Origin of the sequence: Pseudomonas sp. JV414 (assembly GCF_032424305.1) — a bacterium.
In the GTDB taxonomy this organism is placed as follows: Bacteria; Pseudomonadota; Gammaproteobacteria; order Pseudomonadales; family Pseudomonadaceae; genus Aquipseudomonas; species Aquipseudomonas lini.
On sequence record NZ_VYKC01000022.1, the window covers coordinates 23,907 to 45,201 of the forward strand.

At 60.0% G+C, this 21,295-nt stretch carries 22 protein-coding genes; all 22 read left to right on the plus strand.

The window, feature by feature from the left end:
* Nucleotides 1-8: 8 nt before the first annotated feature.
* The 22 genes from F6R97_RS24025 to flhA all read left to right on the plus strand — a co-directional run bounded on the left by F6R97_RS24025 (nucleotide 9) and on the right by flhA (nucleotide 21,285).
* Nucleotides 9-1,214: a sensor histidine kinase gene (locus F6R97_RS24025; protein WP_161794721.1), complete on the plus strand. Its 1,206-nt coding sequence runs from the start codon at nucleotides 9-11 to the stop codon at nucleotides 1,212-1,214.
* A 5-nt stretch (nucleotides 1,215-1,219) separates the two neighbouring features.
* Nucleotides 1,220-2,605, plus strand: a complete 1,386-nt coding sequence (locus tag F6R97_RS24030) for a sigma-54 dependent transcriptional regulator (RefSeq protein WP_315867203.1) — start codon at nucleotides 1,220-1,222, stop codon at nucleotides 2,603-2,605.
* 179 nt (nucleotides 2,606-2,784) lie between these two features.
* Entirely contained in the window at nucleotides 2,785-3,114 is a 330-nt protein-coding gene (fliE, locus tag F6R97_RS24035) for a flagellar hook-basal body complex protein FliE (protein WP_010456962.1), read from the plus strand.
* Between the two features lie 15 nt (nucleotides 3,115-3,129).
* Nucleotides 3,130-4,917 carry a flagellar basal-body MS-ring/collar protein FliF gene (fliF, locus tag F6R97_RS24040; protein ID WP_038979581.1) on the plus strand — a complete coding sequence of 596 codons (1,788 nt, stop codon included), beginning with the start codon at nucleotides 3,130-3,132 and terminating at the stop codon, nucleotides 4,915-4,917.
* Nucleotides 4,910-5,929, plus strand: a complete 1,020-nt coding sequence (fliG, locus tag F6R97_RS24045) for a flagellar motor switch protein FliG (protein WP_007894195.1) — start codon at nucleotides 4,910-4,912, stop codon at nucleotides 5,927-5,929. The genes fliF and fliG overlap by 8 nt, the downstream gene beginning before the upstream one ends.
* Before the next feature lie 7 nt (nucleotides 5,930-5,936).
* The gene (fliH, locus tag F6R97_RS24050; RefSeq protein WP_038979583.1) at nucleotides 5,937-6,746 is read left to right on the plus strand and encodes a flagellar assembly protein FliH; all 810 of its coding nucleotides are present in this window, start codon (nucleotides 5,937-5,939) and stop codon (nucleotides 6,744-6,746) included.
* A complete protein-coding gene (fliI, locus tag F6R97_RS24055; protein WP_038979585.1) occupies nucleotides 6,736-8,094 on the plus strand; it encodes a flagellar protein export ATPase FliI in 1,359 nt (452 codons plus the stop codon). Before fliH ends, fliI begins: the two co-directional genes overlap by 11 nt.
* 6 nt (nucleotides 8,095-8,100) lie before the next feature.
* Nucleotides 8,101-8,550: a flagellar export protein FliJ gene (gene fliJ, locus F6R97_RS24060; protein ID WP_038979587.1), complete on the plus strand. Its 450-nt coding sequence runs from the start codon at nucleotides 8,101-8,103 to the stop codon at nucleotides 8,548-8,550.
* Nucleotides 8,551-8,715: 165 nt separating this feature from the next.
* On the plus strand, nucleotides 8,716-9,021 hold the full coding sequence (locus tag F6R97_RS24065) for an STAS domain-containing protein (protein WP_038979589.1): 306 nt from the start codon (nucleotides 8,716-8,718) through the stop codon (nucleotides 9,019-9,021).
* A gap of 2 nt (nucleotides 9,022-9,023) precedes the next feature.
* Nucleotides 9,024-10,727 (plus strand): fused response regulator/phosphatase, encoded by a 1,704-nt coding sequence (locus tag F6R97_RS24070; RefSeq protein WP_048394297.1) that lies wholly within the window; start codon nucleotides 9,024-9,026, stop codon nucleotides 10,725-10,727.
* Nucleotides 10,728-10,758: 31 nt separating this feature from the next.
* Nucleotides 10,759-11,106, plus strand: coding sequence for an Hpt domain-containing protein (locus tag F6R97_RS24075; protein ID WP_315867204.1), 348 nt, complete (start codon nucleotides 10,759-10,761; stop codon nucleotides 11,104-11,106).
* A gap of 105 nt (nucleotides 11,107-11,211) precedes the next feature.
* A complete protein-coding gene (locus F6R97_RS24080; RefSeq protein WP_315867205.1) occupies nucleotides 11,212-12,582 on the plus strand; it encodes a flagellar hook-length control protein FliK in 1,371 nt (456 codons plus the stop codon).
* A 210-nt stretch (nucleotides 12,583-12,792) separates the two neighbouring features.
* A complete protein-coding gene (fliL, locus tag F6R97_RS24085) occupies nucleotides 12,793-13,296 on the plus strand; it encodes a flagellar basal body-associated protein FliL (RefSeq protein ID WP_038979594.1) in 504 nt (167 codons plus the stop codon).
* 9 nt (nucleotides 13,297-13,305) lie between these two features.
* Entirely contained in the window at nucleotides 13,306-14,274 is a 969-nt protein-coding gene (gene fliM / locus F6R97_RS24090) for a flagellar motor switch protein FliM (protein WP_038979596.1), read from the plus strand.
* A gap of 65 nt (nucleotides 14,275-14,339) precedes the next feature.
* Nucleotides 14,340-14,798, plus strand: a complete 459-nt coding sequence (fliN, locus tag F6R97_RS24095; RefSeq protein ID WP_038980234.1) for a flagellar motor switch protein FliN — start codon at nucleotides 14,340-14,342, stop codon at nucleotides 14,796-14,798.
* Nucleotides 14,799-15,245 carry a flagellar biosynthetic protein FliO gene (fliO, locus tag F6R97_RS24100; protein WP_315867206.1) on the plus strand — a complete coding sequence of 149 codons (447 nt, stop codon included), beginning with the start codon at nucleotides 14,799-14,801 and terminating at the stop codon, nucleotides 15,243-15,245.
* Nucleotides 15,245-16,003, plus strand: a complete 759-nt coding sequence (fliP, locus tag F6R97_RS24105) for a flagellar type III secretion system pore protein FliP (protein ID WP_315867207.1) — start codon at nucleotides 15,245-15,247, stop codon at nucleotides 16,001-16,003. Before fliO ends, fliP begins: the two co-directional genes overlap by 1 nt.
* Complete coding sequence (gene fliQ, locus F6R97_RS24110) at nucleotides 16,000-16,269, plus strand: flagellar biosynthesis protein FliQ (RefSeq protein WP_007894208.1); 270 nt, start codon at nucleotides 16,000-16,002, stop codon at nucleotides 16,267-16,269. The genes fliP and fliQ overlap by 4 nt, the downstream gene beginning before the upstream one ends.
* Before the next feature lie 3 nt (nucleotides 16,270-16,272).
* Nucleotides 16,273-17,055 (plus strand): flagellar biosynthetic protein FliR, encoded by a 783-nt coding sequence (gene fliR / locus F6R97_RS24115; RefSeq protein WP_038979602.1) that lies wholly within the window; start codon nucleotides 16,273-16,275, stop codon nucleotides 17,053-17,055.
* A 3-nt stretch (nucleotides 17,056-17,058) separates the two neighbouring features.
* On the plus strand, nucleotides 17,059-18,198 hold the full coding sequence (gene flhB, locus F6R97_RS24120) for a flagellar biosynthesis protein FlhB (protein WP_038979603.1): 1,140 nt from the start codon (nucleotides 17,059-17,061) through the stop codon (nucleotides 18,196-18,198).
* A 160-nt stretch (nucleotides 18,199-18,358) separates the two neighbouring features.
* On the plus strand, nucleotides 18,359-19,015 hold the full coding sequence (locus F6R97_RS24125) for a hypothetical protein (RefSeq protein WP_151152211.1): 657 nt from the start codon (nucleotides 18,359-18,361) through the stop codon (nucleotides 19,013-19,015).
* Nucleotides 19,016-19,155: 140 nt separating this feature from the next.
* A complete protein-coding gene (flhA, locus tag F6R97_RS24130; protein WP_038979605.1) occupies nucleotides 19,156-21,285 on the plus strand; it encodes a flagellar biosynthesis protein FlhA in 2,130 nt (709 codons plus the stop codon).
* Nucleotides 21,286-21,295 lie beyond the last annotated feature (10 nt).

Consider the following 21,295-nt stretch of genomic DNA (forward strand, 5'->3'; position numbering starts at 1 on the left):
CCGCCCAGATGTCTCCTGTCCCAGATGCTTCGGGGCAACCGTCGTCCGTAGAGCAGGCAAGCCGGCTTGGCCTTGAGCAGGCGTTTGCGCTGTTCAGCCAGATGTCGAGCCAATTGACCGATTCCTACAGCATGCTCGAAGCCCGGGTCACCGAGCTCAAGGGCGAGCTGGCGGTGGTCAGTGCTCAGCGCATGCAGGAGCTGGCAGAAAAAGAACGCCTGGCCAACCGTCTGCAAAACCTCCTCGATCTGTTGCCCGGCGGCGTCATCGTCATCGACGCCCAAGGCATCGTGCGCGAAGCTAATCCCGCCGCGACTGAACTGCTCGGTCTGCCTCTCGAAGGCGAGCTGTGGCGTCATGTGATTGCTCGATGCTTTGCACCGCGCGAGGATGACGGTCACGAAATCTCTCTCAAGGACGGTCGGCGTCTGTCGATCGCCACGCGCTCGCTGGATGCCGAACCCGGTCAGTTGGTGCTGCTCAACGACCTGACTGAAACCCGTCATCTGCAAGATCAACTGGCTCGTCATGAGCGCCTGTCGTCTCTCGGTCGCATGGTTGCGTCGTTGGCTCATCAGATCCGCACGCCGTTGTCCGCTGCGCTGCTCTATGCCAGTCATTTGGCTGAACAGGAGTTGCCAGTCGCCACGCAACAGCGTTTTGCCGGTCGCCTGAAAGAGCGTTTGCATGAACTGGAACACCAGGTGCGCGACATGCTGGTGTTCGCTCGCGGCGAACTGCCGCTGACTAACCGCGTCACCCCCAAGATGCTGATGCAGTCGCTGCAAGCGGCAGCGCTGACCCACGTTCAGGACCTGCCGATTCGCTGGCAGTGCGACAGTCATGCCGGTGAGTTGTTGTGCAATCGCGACACCCTGGTCGGGGCGATCCTCAATCTGATCGAGAACGCCATTCAGGCGAGTGCCGGCGATGTCCGTTTGAAGGTTCACCTGTATACCCGCGGCAACAACCTGCGCTTGTGTGTCAGCGACAGCGGCAGTGGCATCGACACGAAGGTGCTGGCGCGTTTGGGTGAGCCGTTTTTCACCACTAAAACCACCGGCACCGGCCTGGGCCTGACCGTGGTCAAGGCCGTCGCCCGTGCCCATCAGGGAGAATTGCAGTTGCGTTCGCGGCCGGGTCGCGGCACCTGTGCGCAGGTGATCTTGCCGCTTTTTTCTGGTGAGCAACCCAGCGCTCAGGGAGCGAAGTGAAGGACATGGCCATCAAGGTTTTACTGGTCGAGGATGACCGCGCGCTTCGGGAGGCGTTGACCGATACGTTGCTGCTTGCCGGGCACGATTACACGGCGGTCGGTTCGGCGGAAGAGGCGTTGGAGGCTGTCGGTGCCGAGGCGTTTAACCTGGTGCTCAGTGACGTCAACATGCCGGGCATGGATGGTCATCAGCTGCTGGGATTGCTGCGGGCTCGTCAGCCCCAGCTGCCGGTGCTGCTGATGACCGCTCACGGTGCTGTCGAGCGAGCGGTCGACGCGATGCGTCAGGGCGCAGCCGATTATCTGGTCAAGCCGTTCGAGCCCAAAGCCTTGCTCGATCTGGTGGCGCGTCACGCACTGGGCAATCTCGGTGCGACCGAGAGCGAGGGGCCTGTGGCGTTCGAGCCGGCCAGTGCGCAATTGCTGGAATTGGCCGCACGGGTGGCGCGTAGTGACTCCACGGTGTTGATCTCCGGTGAGTCCGGGACCGGCAAGGAAGTGCTGGCGCGTTACATCCATCAACACTCTCGCCGCGCCAGTCAGCCGTTCATTGCGATCAACTGTGCAGCGATCCCGGACAACATGCTCGAAGCCACCTTGTTCGGTCACGAAAAGGGCTCGTTCACCGGTGCCATCGCGGCGCAGGCCGGCAAGTTCGAGCAGGCCGATGGCGGGACGATTCTGCTCGATGAAATCTCCGAAATGCCCCTCGGCCTTCAAGCCAAATTACTGCGGGTATTGCAGGAGCGTGAAGTCGAACGAGTCGGCGCACGCAAGCCGATCACGCTGGACATCCGAGTGGTCGCCACCACCAACCGTGACCTCGCCGCTGAAGTGGCGGCGGGGCGTTTTCGTGAAGACCTTTACTATCGCCTGTCGGTGTTCCCGCTGGCTTGGCGTCCGCTGCGCGAGCGCACCGCCGACATACTGCCGCTGGCCGAGCGTCTGCTGACCAAACACGTCAATAAAATGAAGCATGCCGCGGCGAAGCTCTCGCCCGAAGCACAGGCGTGCCTGATCGGTTATCCATGGCCGGGCAACGTGCGAGAACTGGATAACGCGATCCAGCGTGCCTTGATTCTGCAGCAGGGCGGTTTGATCCAGCCGCAGGATTTCTGCCTGGCCGGGCCTGTGGCGTGTGCGCCGTTGCCGACATTGGCGCCGACGTCCGTGCGCGCAGTAGAAGTCGAAGCTGAATCGGCGGGCGCCCTCGGCGATGACCTGCGGCGCCGTGAATTCCAGATGATCATCGATACCTTGCGCTCTGAGCGCGGCCGTCGCAAAGAAGCCGCCGAGCGACTGGGCATCAGCCCGCGCACCTTGCGCTACAAGCTGGCGCAGATGCGCGACGCTGGCATGGATGTGGAAGCGTACTTGTTCGCCACCTGAAAGTTGACGCAAGCAACACCGATCCAAATGTGGTTCACGGTTGAGCAAGGCCCGGAATTGGCTTTTGTTCAGATCGGCCACGGAGCTGGCACCCTTGTTGCTAACACCTCACTACCCGCCGAGTGAGTGTCAAAAAATTGCGGGTAGCCAAAGACGTAGCTTCGTCAAAGAGAGAAACCATGAGCCAAGGTATTGAATTCAATCGGTTGATGCTGGACATGCGCTCCATGCAAATGGATGCGATGTCTGCGCCGAAATCGACTGCCGCAGTTCCTGAATTGGGTGGCAGCAGCTTTTCCGACATGCTCGGTCAGGCCGTCAATAAAGTGAACGACACCCAGCAGGCGTCCAGTCAGTTGGCCAGTGCATTCGAGATCGGTAAAAGCGGCGTCGACCTGACGGACGTGATGATTTCCTCACAGAAGGCCAGCGTGTCTTTTCAGGCACTGACCCAAGTGCGTAACAAGCTGGTTCAGGCTTACCAAGACATCATGCAGATGCCGGTTTAAGGACGAGATTGAGTCATGGCAGAAGCAATCGCCGATAATGTTCCGGCCAAGGCCACTCCAATAGACGGCAAACCGCCGCTGTTCGGGTTGTCCTTCCTGGAAAACCTCTCCGAGATGACCATGTTGCGTCAGGTGGGCCTGTTGGTCGGCCTGGCTGCGAGTGTGGCGATTGGTTTTGCCGTGGTGTTGTGGTCCCAGCAGCCGGACTACCGGCCTCTGTACGGCAGCCTTGCCGGTCTGGACGCCAAGCAAGTCATGGAAACCCTGGCCGCGGCCGACATTCCCTACACCGTTGAACCGAACTCCGGTGCCTTGCTGGTCAAGGCCGACGACTTGTCCCGTGCGCGACTCAAGCTCGCGGGCGCTGGTGTCACTCCCAGCGACGGCAACATCGGTTTCGAGATCCTCGACAAGGAACAGGGGCTGGGCACTAGCCAGTTCATGGAAGCGACCCGTTATCGTCGCGGCCTCGAAGGCGAACTGGCCCGGACCATTTCCAGCCTGAACAACGTCAAGGGTGCCCGCGTGCACCTGGCGATTCCGAAAAGTTCGGTATTCGTGCGTGACGAACGCAAGCCAAGCGCTTCTGTTCTGGTTGAACTCTATTCCGGTCGCTCGCTGGAGCCGGGTCAGGTCGTCGCTATCATCAATCTGGTGGCGACCAGCGTTCCTGAACTGAGCAAGTCGCAGATCACCGTTGTCGACCAGAAGGGCAATCTGCTGTCGGATCAGGCGGAAAACTCCGAACTGACCATGGCCGGCAAGCAATTCGATTACAGCCGTCGCATGGAAAGCATGCTGACTCAGCGTGTGCACAATATCCTGCAACCGGTGCTGGGCAACGATCGCTATAAAGCCGAAGTCTCGGCCGATGTGGACTTCAGCGCCGTCGAGTCGACCTCCGAGCAGTTCAACCCGGATCAGCCGGCGTTGCGCAGCGAGCAGTCGGTCAACGAACAACGCACCGCCAGCAATGGCCCGCAAGGTGTGCCGGGTGCCCTGAGCAACCAGCCGCCATCGCCAGCCTCGGCGCCGCAAACCACCGGTGGCGCCACCGCGTCGGCCGGCATGGTGCAGCCAGGCCAGCCATTGCTCGATGCCAACGGTCAGCAAATCATGGACCCGGCCACCGGCCAGCCAATGCTGGCGCCGTACCCGGCGGACAAGCGTCAACAATCCACCAAGAACTTCGAACTCGACCGCTCCATCAGCCACACCAAACAACAGCAGGGTCGTTTGAATCGCCTGTCGGTGTCGGTGGTGGTGGATGATCAGGTCAAGGTCAGCGCGGCCAACGGCGAAACCACCCGTGCGCCGTGGAGCGCCGATGAATTGGCGCGCTTCACTCGCCTGGTGCAGGACGCCGTCGGTTTCGACGCCAGCCGTGGCGACAGCGTCAGTGTGATCAACATGCCGTTCTCTGCCGAGCGCGGTGAAGTGATTGCCGAGATTCCGTTCTATTCCCAGCCGTGGTTCTGGGACATCGTCAAGCAAGTGCTGGGTGTGTTGTTCATCCTGGTGCTGGTGTTCGGTGTGCTGCGTCCGGTGCTCAACAACATCACCGGTGGCGGCAAAGACAAGCAACTCGCAGGCCTGGGCAGCGACATGGAGCTCGGTGGCATGGGCGGCCTGGACGGCGAACTGGCCAACGACCGTGTCAGCCTCGGTGGCCCGACCAGCATCCTGCTGCCGAGCCCGAGCGAAGGCTATGACGCACAGTTGAACGCAATCAAGAGTCTGGTGGCAGAAGATCCGGGTCGCGTGGCCCAGGTCGTGAAAGAGTGGATTAACGCAGATGAGTGATAACCGAGCCGTTGCCGCCAAACTGACCAAGGTCGACAAAGCCGCGATTCTGCTGCTGTCCCTCGGTTCCACCGATGCTGCGCAAGTGCTGCGCCACATGGGGCCCAAAGAGGTCCAGCGTGTGGGTGTGGCGATGGCCCAGATGGGCAACGTGCACCGCGAGCAGGTCGAACAGGTCATGAGCGAATTCGTCGACATCGTCGGCGACCAGACCAGCCTGGGCGTCGGTTCCGATGACTACGTGCGCAAAATGCTTACCCAGGCACTGGGCGAAGACAAGGCCAACGGCCTGATCGACCGGATCCTGCTGGGCGGCAACACCAGTGGCCTCGACAGCCTGAAGTGGATGGAACCGCGCGCCGTCGCCGACGTGATCCGTTACGAGCACCCGCAAATCCAGGCAATCGTGGTCGCGTACCTCGACCCGGATCAGGCGGGTGAAGTACTGGGCAACTTCGACCACAAGGTTCGACTGGACATCATTCTGCGGGTGTCCTCGCTGAATACCGTACAACCAGCGGCCCTGAAAGAACTCAACCAGATTCTCGAGAAGCAGTTCTCCGGCAACTCGAATGCCTCGCGCACCACCCTGGGTGGCATCAAGCGTGCGGCCGACATCATGAACTTCCTCGACAGCTCGATCGAAGGTCAGCTGATGGATTCGATCCGCGAAGTCGACGAAGACCTGTCCGGTCAGATCGAAGACCTCATGTTCGTGTTCAACAACCTGTCCGATGTCGACGACCGCGGCATTCAGGCGCTGTTGCGCGAAGTGTCCTCGGACGTCCTGGTGCTGGCCCTCAAGGGTTCGGACGAAGGCGTCAAGGAGAAGATCTTCAAGAACATGTCCAAACGGGCGGCCGAACTGTTGCGCGACGACCTCGAAGCCAAAGGCCCGGTGCGCGTCAGCGACGTGGAAACCGCGCAGAAAGAAATCCTCACCATTGCCCGCCGTATGGCCGAAGCCGGAGAAATCGTTCTCGGCGGGAAGGGCGGCGAAGAGATGATCTAAGGTCACTATGTCGTCTAAACATGATGAGTCCAACACCGACCTGATCCGGGCCAAGGATGTCAGTGGTTTCGACATCTGGTCGCTGCCCAGCTTCGACCCGTTTGTGCCGGAACCCGAGCCGGAGCCAGAACCCGAACCGCCGGAAATGGAAGAAGTGCCGCTGGAAGAAGTCCAGCCACTGACCCTCGAAGAGCTAGAAAGCATTCGCCAGGAGGCCTACAACGAAGGCTTTGCTGTTGGGGAAAAAGAAGGTTTTCACAGCACCACGCTCAAGGTCCGTCAGGAAGCCGAAGTGGCCCTGACGGCCAAGATCGCTGGCCTGGAACAGCTGATGGCCAGCCTGTTCGAGCCGATTGCCGAGCAGGACACGCAGATCGAAAAGTCGCTGGTCGACCTCGTGCAGCACATCACCAAACAAGTGATTCAGCGCGAACTGGCCATCGACTCGACGCAAATCGAACACGTCATGCGCGAAGCGCTCAAGCTCTTGCCGCTGGGCGTGGGCAATGTGCGGCTGTACATCAACCCGCAGGATTTCGAACAGGTCAAAGCCCTGCGCGAGCGCCATGAAGAAACCTGGCGCATCGTCGAGGACGAGTCCTTGTTGCCGGGCGGTTGCCGGGTCGAGACTGAACACAGTCGCATCGACGCCACCATCGAAACCCGTATTACCCAAGTCATGGCCAAGCTGTTCGATCAATTGCACGATCAGGCGCTGCACCCGGCCGCGCCGGACCTGAGCCTGGAACTGCCGGTCGACGAAAAGCCTGCGGTTACCCTGGTCGAGTCGGCACTGGATGATCCCGATGCGCCTTGATCGCACCAGCTTCGCCAAGCGCCTGGGTAGCTACGCCGAGGCCACGGAGCTGGCTGGAGCGCCAATCCTCGAAGGTCGCCTGCTGCGCATGGTCGGCCTGACCCTCGAAGCCGAAGGCTTGCGCGCCGCCATGGGCAGCCGCTGCATGGTCATCAACGATGACAGCTATCACCCGGTGCAAGTCGAAGCCGAGGTCATGGGATTCTCTGGCAGCAAAGTTTTTCTGATGCCGGTTGGCAGCGTCGCCGGCATCGCTCCCGGTGCCCGTGTGGTTCCGTTGGCCGATACCGGTCGTCTGCCCATGGGCATGAGCATGCTTGGGCGGGTGCTCGATGGCGCCGGTCGTCCGCTCGACGGCAAAGGTGGCATGAAGGCCGAAGATTGGGTGCCGATGGACGGCCCGACCATCAACCCGCTCAAGCGTGACCCGATCAGCCAGCCGCTGGACGTCGGTATTCGCAGCATCAACGGTTTGTTGACGGTTGGTCGCGGCCAGCGGCTCGGGCTGTTCGCCGGTACCGGCGTGGGCAAGAGTGTGCTGCTGGGCATGATGACCCGTTTTACCGAAGCCGACATTATCGTCGTCGGGCTGATCGGTGAGCGGGGTCGTGAAGTTAAAGAATTCATCGAGCACATCCTCGGTGAAGAAGGACTCAAGCGTTCGGTGGTGGTGGCGTCGCCGGCGGACGATGCGCCGCTGATGCGTCTGCGCGCGGCCATGTACTGCACACGGATCGCCGAGTACTTTCGCGACAAGGGCAAGAATGTCCTGTTGCTCATGGATTCCCTGACCCGTTTCGCCCAGGCCCAGCGGGAGATCGCCCTGGCTATCGGCGAACCGCCAGCGACCAAGGGCTATCCGCCGTCGGTGTTCGCCAAGTTGCCGAAACTGGTGGAGCGCGCCGGTAATGCCGAAAAGGGCGGCGGTTCGATCACTGCGTTTTATACCGTATTGTCCGAAGGCGACGATCAGCAGGACCCGATCGCCGACGCGGCGCGAGGCGTGCTCGACGGGCACATCGTGTTGTCCCGGCGTCTGGCCGAGGAAGGGCATTACCCGGCCATCGATATCGAAGCGTCCATCAGTCGGGTCATGCCGTCGGTGGTCGGCATCAAGCACATGAATCACGCGCAGACGTTCAAGCAATACTGGTCGCGCTATCAGCAGAGCCGCGACCTGATTAGCGTTGGCGCCTATGTGCCCGGCGGTGACCGGGAAACTGACGCCGCGATCCATCTGCAACCGGCCATGACCATGTACCTGCGCCAGGGCTTGAACGACAACATCAGCATGGGCGCCAGCGAAAACCATCTTGCTTCGGTCTTCGCCCCGGCGCCGGGCGGCTAACCGGCCATGGCCCAGAGCCGCGCAGCACGCCTCGCACCCGTGGTGGAAATGGCCGAAAAGGCCGAAAAAACCGCGGTTATGCGCCTCGGACACTTCCAGGGCCAGGTTCGTCTGGCGGAAAGCAAGCTCGCCGACCTCGAAAACTTCCGCCTCGAATACCAGGAACAGTGGATCGTGCGCGGCAGTAGCGGCGTGTCGGGCCAATGGTTGCTGGGTTATCAGGGCTTTCTCGCGCAACTGGGCACGGCCATCGACCAGCAGCGTCAGAGCCTGAACTGGCACCAAAACAATCTGAACAAGTCCCGGGAAGCCTGGCAGCAGGCGTTTGCCCGGGTCGAAGGTTTGCGCAAACTGGTTCAGCGCTACATGGATGAGGCACGGCAACTGGAGGACAAGCGTGAGCAGAAGCTGCTGGATGAACTGTCCCAGCGATTGCCTCGGCACGATCCGTATTGAGTGTCGGTTTTAAAAGATCGCAGCCTGCGGCAGCTCCTACATGGGCCGATGTGAATCCGATCCTGTAGGAGCTGCCGAAGGCTGCGATCTTTTGACCTTGCTCCAGCCTCCATCAGGTGCTAAACCTTCTACACGTACGTTCGCCAATGACAAGGAAGCCGTGAAATGTCAGTCGTTACAGAAGTATCTCAGGATGGGAAAAAGCTGACGATTTCGATCGAGGGGCGATTCGATTTCGGTCGGCATCAGGAGTTTCGCGAGTCCTACGAGCGACTCAACAGTAAACCCGAGTCCATTGTGGTGGACCTGAAGAAAGCCACTTATCTCGATAGCTCGGCGCTGGGCATGCTGCTTCTACTGCGTGATCACGCCGGTGGCGACAGTTCCGATATTCGCGTCGTTAACAGCAGCACCGACGTGAAGAAAATCCTCGCCATTTCCAACTTCGACAAGTTGTTCGACATCAGTTGATCATGCAGCAGCTTGAACCGCTGACGATACTGATCGCTGAAGACAGCGCGGCCGATCGCCTGCTGCTGTCGACCATCGTCCGGCGTCAGGGCCATGAAGTGCTGACGGCCGCCAACGGTGCCGAGGCGGTCGAAGCATTCCGCTCGCAGCGACCGCATCTGGTACTGATGGACGCCATGATGCCGGTGATGGACGGTTTCGAGGCTGCGCAGCAGATCAAGGCGCTAGCCGGCGAAACGCTGGTGCCGATCATCTTTTTGACGTCGCTGACCGAAAGCGAAGCCTTGGCTCGTTGTCTGGAAGCCGGGGGCGACGATTTTCTGGCAAAGCCTTACAACCAAGTGATCCTCGCCGCCAAGATCAAGGCCATGGACCGCTTGCGACGTTTGCAAGCCACGGTGCTGGAGCAGCGCGACCTGATCGCCAGGCACCACGATTACCTGCTCAACGAACAACGGGTGGCCAAAGCGGTGTTCGACAAGGTCGCCCACTCCGGTTGCCTGAATGCACCGAACATCCGTTACCTGCAATCACCCTATGCGCTGTTCAACGGCGATCTGTTACTGGCCGCGTTCACTCCGGCCGGCGACATGCACGTGTTGCTCGGCGATTTCACCGGTCATGGTTTGCCGGCCGCTGTGGGTGCCATGCCTCTGGCTGAAGTCTTCTACGGCATGACCGCCAAGGGCTACGGCTTGTCCGAAACCCTGCGCGAGATGAACGCCAAGCTCAAACGTATTCTGCCGGTGGACATGTTCTGCTGTGCGACCCTGCTGTGCCTGAGCTTTCAGCGAGGATCGGTGGAGGTCTGGAACGGTGGGATGCCGGACGGTTACTTGCACAGCACCGCCAGCGGCGAACGCATCGCGCTGACGGCACGGCACTTGCCGCTGGGGGTGCTGAGCCCGCAAACCTTCGATGACCGCACCGAGGTGTTCCCGATGGCCGTCGGGGATCGGGTCTTTCTGTTGTCCGACGGGGTGATCGATACCTGCGATGAAAATGAACAATTGTTTGGCGTAGAGCGATTGGAGCAGGTGTTTGCAGCCAATCGTCAGCCTGATGCGCTGTTCGAAGAAATCGAACAGGCCCTGCGGGACTTTCGCGGCGAGGCTCGCGATGACGTGAGCATGGTCGAGGTCCGTCTACTGGAGGCTGCGCAACTGAGTCCGCCGGTGCCGGTGTACTCCGACAGCGGTCAGTCAAGCCCGCTGGACTGGTCGGTGAGTTTTGAGTTTCGCGCCGGCACCCTCAAGCGCTTCAATCCGCTGCCGTACTTGTTGCAGTTGCTGCTTGAGGTGCATGGCCTGCGCGCTCAGAGTGGCGCACTCTACAGTGTGCTGGCAGAGCTTTATTCCAATGCCCTGGAACATGGCGTGCTGGGCCTGGATTCGAGTCTGAAACGCGATGCTTCAGGTTTTGCGCGCTATTATCAGCAGCGCAATACGCGCCTGGACGAATTGCGCGACGGTTATGTGCGGGTACATTTGCAGGTGTCGCCAAGAGGCGAGGGCGGTTGCCTGACGGTCCGGGTCGAAGACAGTGGCAAGGGTTTCGATGTGGCGCGGGTGATGGCGCGTCCTGTCGATGATGTCCGTCTGTCGGGACGTGGCGTCAGTTTGATCCGCCAGTTGAGCGATCATGCGAGCTGGTCCGATAATGGTCGAAGTGCTCGTGTGGAGTTTTTCTGGGAGGCTCTGGCATAATCCCAGGCGTTCTTGATCAAGGAGTGAACAAGTGGCTGACACACATCTGGACCTTGACGTGCTGAGCGCGTTGCAGGAAGTTATGGAAGACGGGTATCCAGAATTGCTCGATACCTTTCTCGCCGATTCCGAAGAGCGCTTGAGTCTGCTGCGCCAAGTTGACGATGCCGAGAAGTTGGGCGCCGCCGCGCACAGCTTCAAAGGCAGCAGCAGCAATATGGGCGCTACCCGGCTGGCAGAGTTGTGCCATGAGCTGGAGCAGCGAGCCAAGCAGAAAAGCCTCGAAGGCATTGAGGCGCTGGTCGGAGAAATTGACGGTGAGTTCGCCATTGTCCGACCACTCTACGAAGCGGAACGTCAGCGTTCCCTTGCTGAATAAGGCAACCGTCCAGCGCTTTTGGCGGCCAGCGAGCAAAGCTGGCTCGACCCTTGCATTTAACTCACTCAACTGTACCTACGATCCCAGTGCAGCGGAGACCGTTTTATGCCCGTTACCCCCCATATTCTTCTTCAGGCCGCCGCTACGGCCAAGACTCAAGCCGCATCCGCCAATACGCCGGCGCTAACGGCTGAGCCCGGGGACAAGGCGTCCAGCTTCGCTGAGGTCTATGCCAATCAAGCCCAGAACAAGCCTGTTGTGGTCGCTGATAAATCGGCCAGGCCGGCGACTGATAATGCGCCGCAAGGCACCGGCAAACCGGACGTCAGCAGCGATAAAGCTGCCGCCCCGGAACCTGCGGTTGCCGATAGCGGCAATTCCTTGCCCGCCGATAAACCGGCGCCGACAGACGACACGACGGCCAGCGATGACAAGCCGGAGACGACCGATACACCGGTAGCCGATGCTCCACCGGTTGATCCGAGCCTTGATCCGGCCCTCGATCCTGCCTTGATGCAGGCCGTTCAACCATTGGTGGCCGTGCCGGTAGCGCAGGCACCTGCGCCGGTTGTGACGAGCGGTGCGCCACAGGTTGAAGCGCCGGTTGCCGCTGCCATCGTTGCCGCACCCGCACAAGCCGGCACCGCCACCGTCGACAGCGATTTCGATCCTGAAGCCGATCCACTCGATGCGCTGCCAGCGGTGCGTCTGGCCATGGAGCAAGGTGGTCACGTTTCCGCTTCTAGCCAGGCCCAGCCCAAAGCGTCTCCGGCCCAGGCTCAGGCCGACGGCGAACCGACCTCGGCGCAAAGCTTTGCCGTGGGCATGGCGAGCATGCTCGATGTGCAAGCCGATCAGGACAGCACCAGCCAGGGCGGCGAGAAGGCCTTCAGTGGCCTGATTGATGACGGTCTCAAGGATCTCAAATCCGCCAGCAGTGATACCCGTGTCGATGATTTCGCCAACCGTCTGGCGGCACTGACCCAGGCGGCAACGCCGAAGACTGCCAATGCATTGCCGGTGAACCAGCCGATCGCCATGCATCAGAGCGGTTGGACTGAAGAGGTGGTCAACCGGGTCATGTACCTGTCCAGCGCCAACCTCAAAGCGGCCGATATTCAGTTGCAGCCGGCCGAGTTGGGGCGCCTCGATATTCGGGTGAACATGGTGCCGGATCAGCAGACCCAGGTGACCTTCATGAGCGCCCACCCAAGCGTTCGCGAAGCGCTCGACGGGCAAATGCATCGCCTGCGTGACATGTTCGCGCAGCAAGGCATGGGCCAGGTCGACGTCAACGTTTCCGATCAGTCCCGTGGCTGGCAGGGTCAGGAACAGGCTCAACAGGGGCAGGGTGGACGTAGCAACGCCAGTGGCGGTCGCCTCGACTCTGTCGATGAAGAACTCCCTGCGACTGTCGCTGAAGTAGCCGCCAGTACCAGTGTGATTGGCTCCAGCGCCGTCGATTATTACGCCTGATAAATTAGGGCGCCCCTCAAAAGATCGCAGCCTTCGGCAGCTCCTACAGGGTGTACACCATCCAACTGTAGGAGCTGCCGAAGGCTGCGATCTTTTGATTTTAGGTGCCTGCCCGCCGCCATCCATTTTGCCCTCAGACACTTCTGGCATAACACTTGCTCTTGCCTTGCCGTGCGACTGTGAAAACCCGAATAGTGACGGATTATTGGCATGGCTAAGAGCGACGCATCACCAGTGAAAGACCCCGCAACCAAAGGCAAAATAAAGCTGATCATTGTGATCGTCGTGGCCATGCTGCTGGCGATCGGCTTGTCCGTGGGGGCGACCTGGTACTTCATGCACGGCGCCCAGAGCAAGCCTGCCGCTGCGGCTGAAACCGCTGTGGTCGGCAAGCAGCCGGCGATCTTCGAGCCCATGGCACCGGCCTTCGTGGCCAACTACACCCAGAACGGCCGTCAGCGCTACATGCAGGTGAGCATCACCCTGCAGGGGCGCAATCAGGCCGATCTGGAAGCGCTCAAAGTCCACATGCCGGTGATCCGCAATAACCTGGTGATGCTGTTTTCCGGTCAGGATTTCGCCACGCTGGCGAGTCCGGTCGGCCAGGAAATGTTGCGTCAGAAGGCCACGGCCAGCGTCCAGGAAGTGGCGCAGAAAGAGCTTGGCAAAGTGGTGATCGAACAGTTGCTTTTCACTAATTTCGTACTGCAGTAGGAACACGACATGGCCGTGCAGGACCTGCTGTCCCAGGATGAGATCGATGCGCTGTTGCATGGCGTCGACGATGGTCTGGTACAGACCGATAACGCTGCCGAACCCGGCACCGTCAAAAGCTACGACCTTACCAGCCAGGATCGCATCGTCCGCGGACGCATGCCGACCCTCGAAATGATCAACGAGCGTTTCGCCCGCTACACCCGCATCAGCATGTTCAACATGCTGCGCCGCTCGGCGGACGTTGCCGTCGGTGGCGTGCAGGTGATGAAGTTCGGCGAATACGTGCACTCGCTGTACGTGCCGACCAGTCTCAACCTGGTCAAGATCAAACCGCTGCGCGGCACTGCGCTGTTCATCCTCGACGCCAAACTGGTGTTCAAACTGGTGGACAACTTCTTCGGCGGCGATGGCCGTCACGCGAAGATCGAAGGGCGTGAATTCACCCCCACTGAGCTGCGTGTGGTGCGCATGGTGCTGGAACAGGCCTTCGTCGATTTGAAGGAAGCCTGGCAGGCGATCATGGAAGTGAACTTCGAGTACATCAACTCGGAAGTGAACCCGGCCATGGCCAACATCGTCGGCCCGAGCGAAGCGGTTGTGGTGTCGACGTTCCACATCGAACTCGATGGTGGTGGCGGCGACCTGCACGTGACCATGCCGTACTCGATGATCGAGCCGGTACGCGAAATGCTCGACGCCGGCTTCCAGTCGGACCTCGACGATCAGGACGAGCGCTGGATCAACGCCTTGCGCCAGGATGTGCTGGACGTCGATGTACCGATCGGTGCCACCGTAGCCCGCCGCCAGTTGAAGCTGCGCGACATCCTGCACATGCAGCCCGGGGATGTGATCCCGGTCGAGATGCCGGAAGAAATGATCATGCGCGCCAACGGCGTGCCGGCCTTCAAGGTCAAGATGGGCTCGCACAAAGGCAACCTCGCGTTGCAGGTTATCGAGCCGATCGAGCGCCGCTGACCGGCGCTCCAACCCCCTTTCAATTGACTGCTCTTGATTGAGCAGGTGCCCGCCGAGGACAAATGATGAACGACGATATGAACGCCCAGGACGACCAGGCACTGGCTGATGAATGGGCTGCGGCCCTGGAAGAAACCGGTGACGCCGGGCAGGACGATATCGATGCCTTGTTGGCCGCCGATGCCACCGGTTCGTCGTCCAACCGTCTGCCAATGGAAGAGTTCGGCAGCGTGCCGAAGAGCAACGATCCGGTGACGCTGGACGGTCCGAACCTGGACGTGATCCTCGATATTCCGGTATCCATTTCCATGGAAGTCGGCAGCACCGATATCAACATCCGCAACCTGCTGCAACTCAACCAGGGGTCGGTGATCGAACTCGATCGTCTGGCCGGCGAGCCGCTGGACGTGCTGGTCAATGGCACGCTCATCGCCCACGGTGAAGTGGTGGTGGTCAACGAAAAGTTCGGCATCCGCCTGACCGACGTGATCAGCCCAAGCGAACGCATCAAGAAGCTGCGCTGAGTGAAAAAGGTTCTGGGGTTTGTGCTGGCGTTGCCGTTCAGTGTTCTGGCTGCCGAGCCGGTAGCGACCGCTACTGCGGCCGCCACGCCGGCTGTCAGCAGCGGTGTGGCCGGGCAATTGGCGCAATTGGTATTCGGCTTGGTGCTGGTGCTGGGGTTGATCTTCTTCCTCGCCTGGCTACTGCGCCGGGTCCAGCAGGCCGGGCCGGCGGGCAAGGGGCAAGTGATCGAGCTGATCGGTTCTCGCGCGCTTGGCCCTCGTGACCGTTTGATGCTGGTGCAGGTCGGCAATGAACAAATCCTGCTCGGCCTGAGCCCCGGCACCATCACTGCGCTGCATGTGCTCAAGGAGCCGGTGCCAGTGCCCGCCACTACCGAGAAAGCGACCCCGGAGTTTGCTCAGCATCTGTTGAAGATGCTCGGCAAGGATCAGAAGGATAAGAAGTAATGGGTGCGCTACGCATCGTCTTGACGCTGGCCCTGATGCTGGCTGCGCCGCTGGTGTTCGCTGCCGATCCGTTATCGATCCCGGCAATCACTCTGGGCACTAACGCCGAAGGCGCTCAGGAATACTCGGTCAGCCTGCAAATCCTGCTGATCATGACCGCGCTGAGTTTCATCCCGGCGTTCGTCATGCTGATGACCAGTTTCACCCGGATCATCATCGTGTTCTCGATCCTGCGTCAGGCCCTTGGCTTGCAGCAGACACCGTCGAACCAGATCCTCACCGGCATGGCGCTGTTCCTGACTATGTTCATCATGGCGCCGGTGTTCGATCGCGTAAATCAGGATGCCTTGCAGCCATATCTGGCGGAGAAACTCAGCGCTCAGGATGCCGTGACCAAGGCGCAGGTGCCGATCAAGGATTTCATGCTGGCTCAGACTCGCAGCAGCGATCTGGAGCTGTTCATGCGCTTGTCCAAGCGCACTGACATTGCTTCGCCTGATCAGGCGTCGCTGACGATTCTGGTCCCGGCGTTCGTGACCTCTGAGCTGAAAACCGCGTTCCAGATCGGCTTCATGATCTTCATTCCGTTCCTGATCATCGACCTGGTCGTGGCCAGTGTGCTGATGGCCATGGGTATGATGATGCTCTCACCACTGATTATTTCCCTGCCGTTCAAGATCATGCTGTTCGTGCTGGTGGATGGCTGGGCGTTGATCATTGGCACGTTGGCCAGCAGCTTCGGCGGCGTTTCACCATGACGCCGGAAGTTGCCGTAGACATCTTTCGCGAAGCGTTGTGGCTGACCACCATGATGGTCGCCGTGCTGGTAATCCCGAGCTTGCTGGTGGGCTTGTTGGTGGCGATGTTCCAGGCAGCCACCCAGATCAACGAACAGACCCTGAGCTTCCTGCCGCGCCTGCTGGTGATGCTGGTGACGCTGATCGTTGGCGGCCCGTGGATGGTGCAGACCTTTATGGAATACATCCTGCAGTTGTACGGCAGTATTCCTCAGGTCATCGGCTAAACCATGTCGCTGCTGCAGCTGACCGATACCCAGATCAGTACCTGGGTGGCGACGTTCATGTTGCCGCTGTTTCGCATCGGTTCGTTGCTGATGGTCATGCCGATTTTCGGTACGAGCCTGGTGCCCCAGCGCGTACGCCTGTACTTCGCCCTGGCGATCACCTTCGTGATCGCTCCCGGCCTGCCGCCGATGCCGCCGGTCAACGCGTTGGACCTGAGCGCACTGCTGCTGATTGCCGAGCAAATCATCATTGGCGCGATATTGGGCTTTTCCTTGCAGCTGTTCTTCCAGGCTTTCGTGGTCGCCGGGCAAATTGTCGCGATCCAGATGGGCATGGGCTTCGCCTCGATGATGGACCCTACGAACGGTGTGTCGGTGGCGGTGATCGGGCAATTTTTCACCATGCTGGTGACCCTGCTGTTCCTGTCGATGAACGGCCATCTGGTGGTGTTCGAAGTCCTCACCGAGAGCTTCACCACGCTGCCGGTCGGTGGCGGGTTGATGGTCCATCATTTTTGGGAACTCGCCGGCAAGCTCGGCTGGGTACTTGGCGCGGCGCTGTTACTGGTGTTGCCGGCGATCACGGCGTTGCTGGTGGTCAACATTGCGTTTGGCGTGATGACCCGGGCGGCACCGCAGTTGAACATCTTCTCGATCGGCTTCCCGCTGACCCTGGTGCTCGGGCTGTTCATTGTCTGGGTCGGCCTGGCGGACATTCTCAATCAGTATCAACCGCTGGCCTCCGAGGCTTTGCAGTTGTTACGCGAACTCGCACGGGCGCGCTGAGTCATGGCTGAGAGCGAAAGCGGTCAGGACAAAACAGAAGACCCCACGGAGAAACGTAAAAAGGACTCCCGTGACAAGGGCGAGATTGCGCGCTCCAAGGAGCTCAATACCTTGGCGGTCATGCTCGCCGGTGCCGGCGCGCTGCTGATTTTTGGCGGCGCATTGGCGCAGGACATGATGGAGCTGATGCGGATGAACTTCACGCTGTCGCGGGAAGTGATTCTGGACCAGCGCAGCATGGGTACCTTCTTGCTGCACTCGGGACAGATTGCCTTGTTGGCGATTCAGCCGGTGATGATCACTATGCTGTTGGCGGCGTTGATCGGCCCGATCTCCCTCGGTGGCTGGCTGTTCGCGGCCGGCTCCATGGCGCCCAAGTTCAGTCGCATGAACCCCGGCGCGGGCCTGAAACGGATGTTTTCGGCCAAGGCGCTGGTGGAGTTGCTCAAGGCCCTGGCGAAGTTTTTCATCGTCTTGTTCGTGGCGTTGGCGGTCTTGTCGTCGGACATCGATGATCTGATGCGCATCGCCCACGAGCCGTTGGACATGGCGATCATTCACAGCCTGCAAGTGGTCGGCTGGAGCACTTTGTGGATGGCTTGCGGGCTGATCATCATCGCTGCGGTCGATGTGCCGGTGCAGCTCTGGGAAAGCCACAAGAAGCTGCTGATGACCAAGCAGGAGGTGCGCGACGAGCACAAGGATCAGGAAGGGCGGCCAGAGGTCAAACAGCGCATTCGTCAGTTGCAGCGCGAGATGTCCCAGCGGCGGATGATGGCCGCGATCCCCGAGGCCGACGTGGTTATCACCAACCCGACCCACTACGCCGTGGCCCTCAAGTACGATCCAGATAAAGGCAATGCGCCGGTGCTGTTGGCCAAGGGGAGCGACTTCCTCGCCTTGAAGATCCGCGAAATCGCCGTGGCCAACAATGTGATGCTGCTCGAATCGCCGGCGCTGGCGCGTTCGATCTACTACTCCACGGAGCTGGAGCAGGAAATTCCCGGCGGGCTCTATCTGGCAGTCGCCCAGGTACTGGCCTACGTCTACCAGATCCGCCAGTACCGCGCCGGCAAGGGCAAGCGCCCGGATCCGCTCCAGGACGATCTGCCGATTCCACCGGATTTGCGGCGCGATTCCTGAGTGAGGGGGATTCTGCGCCGTCGGCCGGCGGCTTGCCGATGAGTGGTCGCTATTTGCTTGTTTACCTATCAGTTATGACAGTAGGCGGCGATGAAAATGGTGTGTCTGATAAGCCTGACTATTTCGCCCTGTTCAGGGTGATCACGGCAGGGGCGGCATCATGGAAAATCAGTACACGCGGCTGGAGGGAATGGGGCTCAAGTTCGTATCGGGCAACGTTGAGCATCGACTGGAAGAAGGCGCCATCGGTTACACGATCAAGTTCAAATTGCTACTGGACTTTGAGGCTTTCAAGGTTGCGGCCAATGCAGCCATTCCTGGCTATCTCGACTCCTTCATCAATGCTATTCGTCCTGAACTGGGCGGGCTTGCCTACCATCTTTGGTACAACTATTTCAGTGATGCTGCCGGGAAAATCCACTCTTTTGAGCGGCTATGCGAAGTTTTCAGCTGGGCGGGCAATTACTTCGATCAATGGACGGAGGGCAGCCTTGCGCGGCGTTATGCGAAGCCCACGTTCGAGGTGGTAGGCAATGATATTTTTATTACCTGCGGGCAGTATTTTCGCTGGTCAGATCGTAAGCGGGAAATTGTGATCGGCGATCTGCCTGTAGTCAGTTTTTTTTGGGGGCTTGGCTTGATGCAAGGGCATACGCGGCTGGAGAGGGCGCCCGGTCATGTCCTGACGTTGGGGTATGTGTATGAGGATCTGGTGGAGGTCGACGGCGCACCGATGAATCGCGGGATGCTTTACATGCGCGGTCATCAGCTCGCCTTCGGAAAAATCAGCGCCAACGACATCAGGATTGCAACCTGAGTCCGTCCGCGGCGATCCTGTTTCAGAGCGTTTCTCAAACTCTTTCGGCGGCCTGCAAAAAGTTGGAAGGCTTCTTGCAGTAGCCGCCCTGCGCCTGTTTCAGGCGTCAAAAGTTTGCTTTAAAGGAACGGGGAAAACCGGTGGATCGCTCTCAGTTAATCAACACTGCACGCACAAACGTTGCCGACCTCAGTCGGGGCAATCTGGGTGTGCCGCTGTTGCTGCTGGTCATGCTGGCCATGATGATGTTGCCGGTGCCGCCGTTCCTGCTGGACGTGTTTTTTACGTTCAACATTGCCTTGTCCATCGTCGTATTGCTGGTCTGCGTGTACGCCTTGCGGCCGTTGGATTTTGCGGTGTTCCCGACCATTCTGCTGGTGGCGACGTTGCTGCGACTGGCGCTGAACGTGGCCTCGACACGGGTGGTGATGCTCCACGGTCAGGACGGCCATGCCGCTGCCGGTAAGGTGATCCAGGCCTTCGGTGAAGTGGTGATCGGCGGTAACTACGTGGTTGGTATCGTGGTTTTCGCGATTTTGATGATCATCAACTTCGTCGTAGTGACCAAGGGTGCGGGGCGGATTTCCGAGGTGAGCGCGCGTTTCACCCTCGATGCAATGCCCGGCAAACAGATGGCGATCGATGCCGACTTGAACGCCGGCCTGATCGATCAGAACCAGGCGAAACTGCGCCGGATGGAAGTGGCCCAGGAAGCCGAGTTCTACGGCTCGATGGACGGTGCCAGCAAATTCGTTCGCGGTGACGCCATCGCCGGCCTGCTGATTCTGTTCATCAACCTGATCGGCGGCATGGCGGTCGGTATCTTCCAGCACGGCATGACCTTTGGCGATGCCGGTCGGGTTTACGCCTTGTTGACCATCGGTGACGGTTTGGTGGCGCAATTGCCATCACTGCTGTTGTCGACTGCCGCTGCGATTATGGTGACCCGTGCTTCCGGTTCGGAAGACATGGGCAAGCAGATCAATCGTCAGATGTTCGCTTCACCGAAAGCCCTGGCCGTGGCTGCTGGCTTGATGGCGGTGATGGGCCTGGTGCCGGGCATGCCGCACTTTTCTTTTCTGAGCATGGCAGCCCTGGCGGCTGGCGGCGCTTACCTGTTCTGGAAGAAGCAGAACGTGGTCAAGGTTCAGGCCCTGCAAGAGGTCAAGCGTCAACAGGAATTGCTGCCATCGCCGGCCCGCGCCCAGGAAACCAAGGAGCTCGGATGGGACGACGTGACCCCGATCGACATGATCGGCCTGGAAGTCGGCTACCGCCTGATCCCGCTGGTGGATCGCAATCAGGGGGGGCAGTTGCTGGCACGGATCAAGGGTGTGCGTAAAAAGCTCTCCCAGGACCTGGGTTTCTTGATGCCGACTGTGCATATCCGTGACAACCTCGACCTGGCGCCAAGCGCCTACCGCCTGACCCTGATGGGCGTGATCCTGGCCGAGGCCGAGATTTACCCGGACCGCGAACTGGCGATCAACCCGGGGCAGGTCTACGGCACGCTCAACGGCATTACCGCCAAAGATCCGGCTTTTGGTCTGGAGGCGGTCTGGATCGAAATCAGCCAGCGTGCCCAGGCGCAATCCCTCGGTTACACCGTGGTCGATGCCAGTACGGTAGTGGCAACCCACTTGAACCAGATTTTGTACAAACACTCCAGCGAGCTGATTGGCCACGAAGAAGTCCAGCAACTCATGCAATTGCTGGCCAAAAGCTCACCGAAACTGGCCGAAGAGCTGGTGCCGGGGGTGGTTTCTCTGTCGCAGTTGCTCAAGGTCTTGCAGGCATTGCTGGCTGAACAGGTGCCGGTACGGGACATTCGCAGCATCGCCGAAGCCATCGCGAACAACGCCGCCAAGAGTCAAGATACTGCCGCTTTGGTGGCCGCGGTGCGCGTCGGCGTATCCCGTGCAATCGTGCAAAGCATTGTAGGCACTGAGTCGGAGCTGCCTGTGATCACCTTGGAGCCAAGGTTGGAACAAATATTGCTCAATAGTCTTCAGAAGGCAGGACAAGGCTCGGAAGAGGGCGTTCTGCTGGAGCCAAGCATGGCAGAGAAACTGCAACGCTCGTTGATCGAAGCGGCGCAGCGTCAGGAAATGCAAGGTCAACCGGTGATTCTGCTGGTGGCCGGTCCGGTTCGCGCGATGCTCTCGCGATTCGGCCGACTGGCAGTCCCGGGTTTGCATGTGTTGGCTTACCAGGAAATCCCTGACAACAAGCAAGTGACCATCGTTGCGACAGTAGGGCCCAACGGCTGAGGTAGTGGTT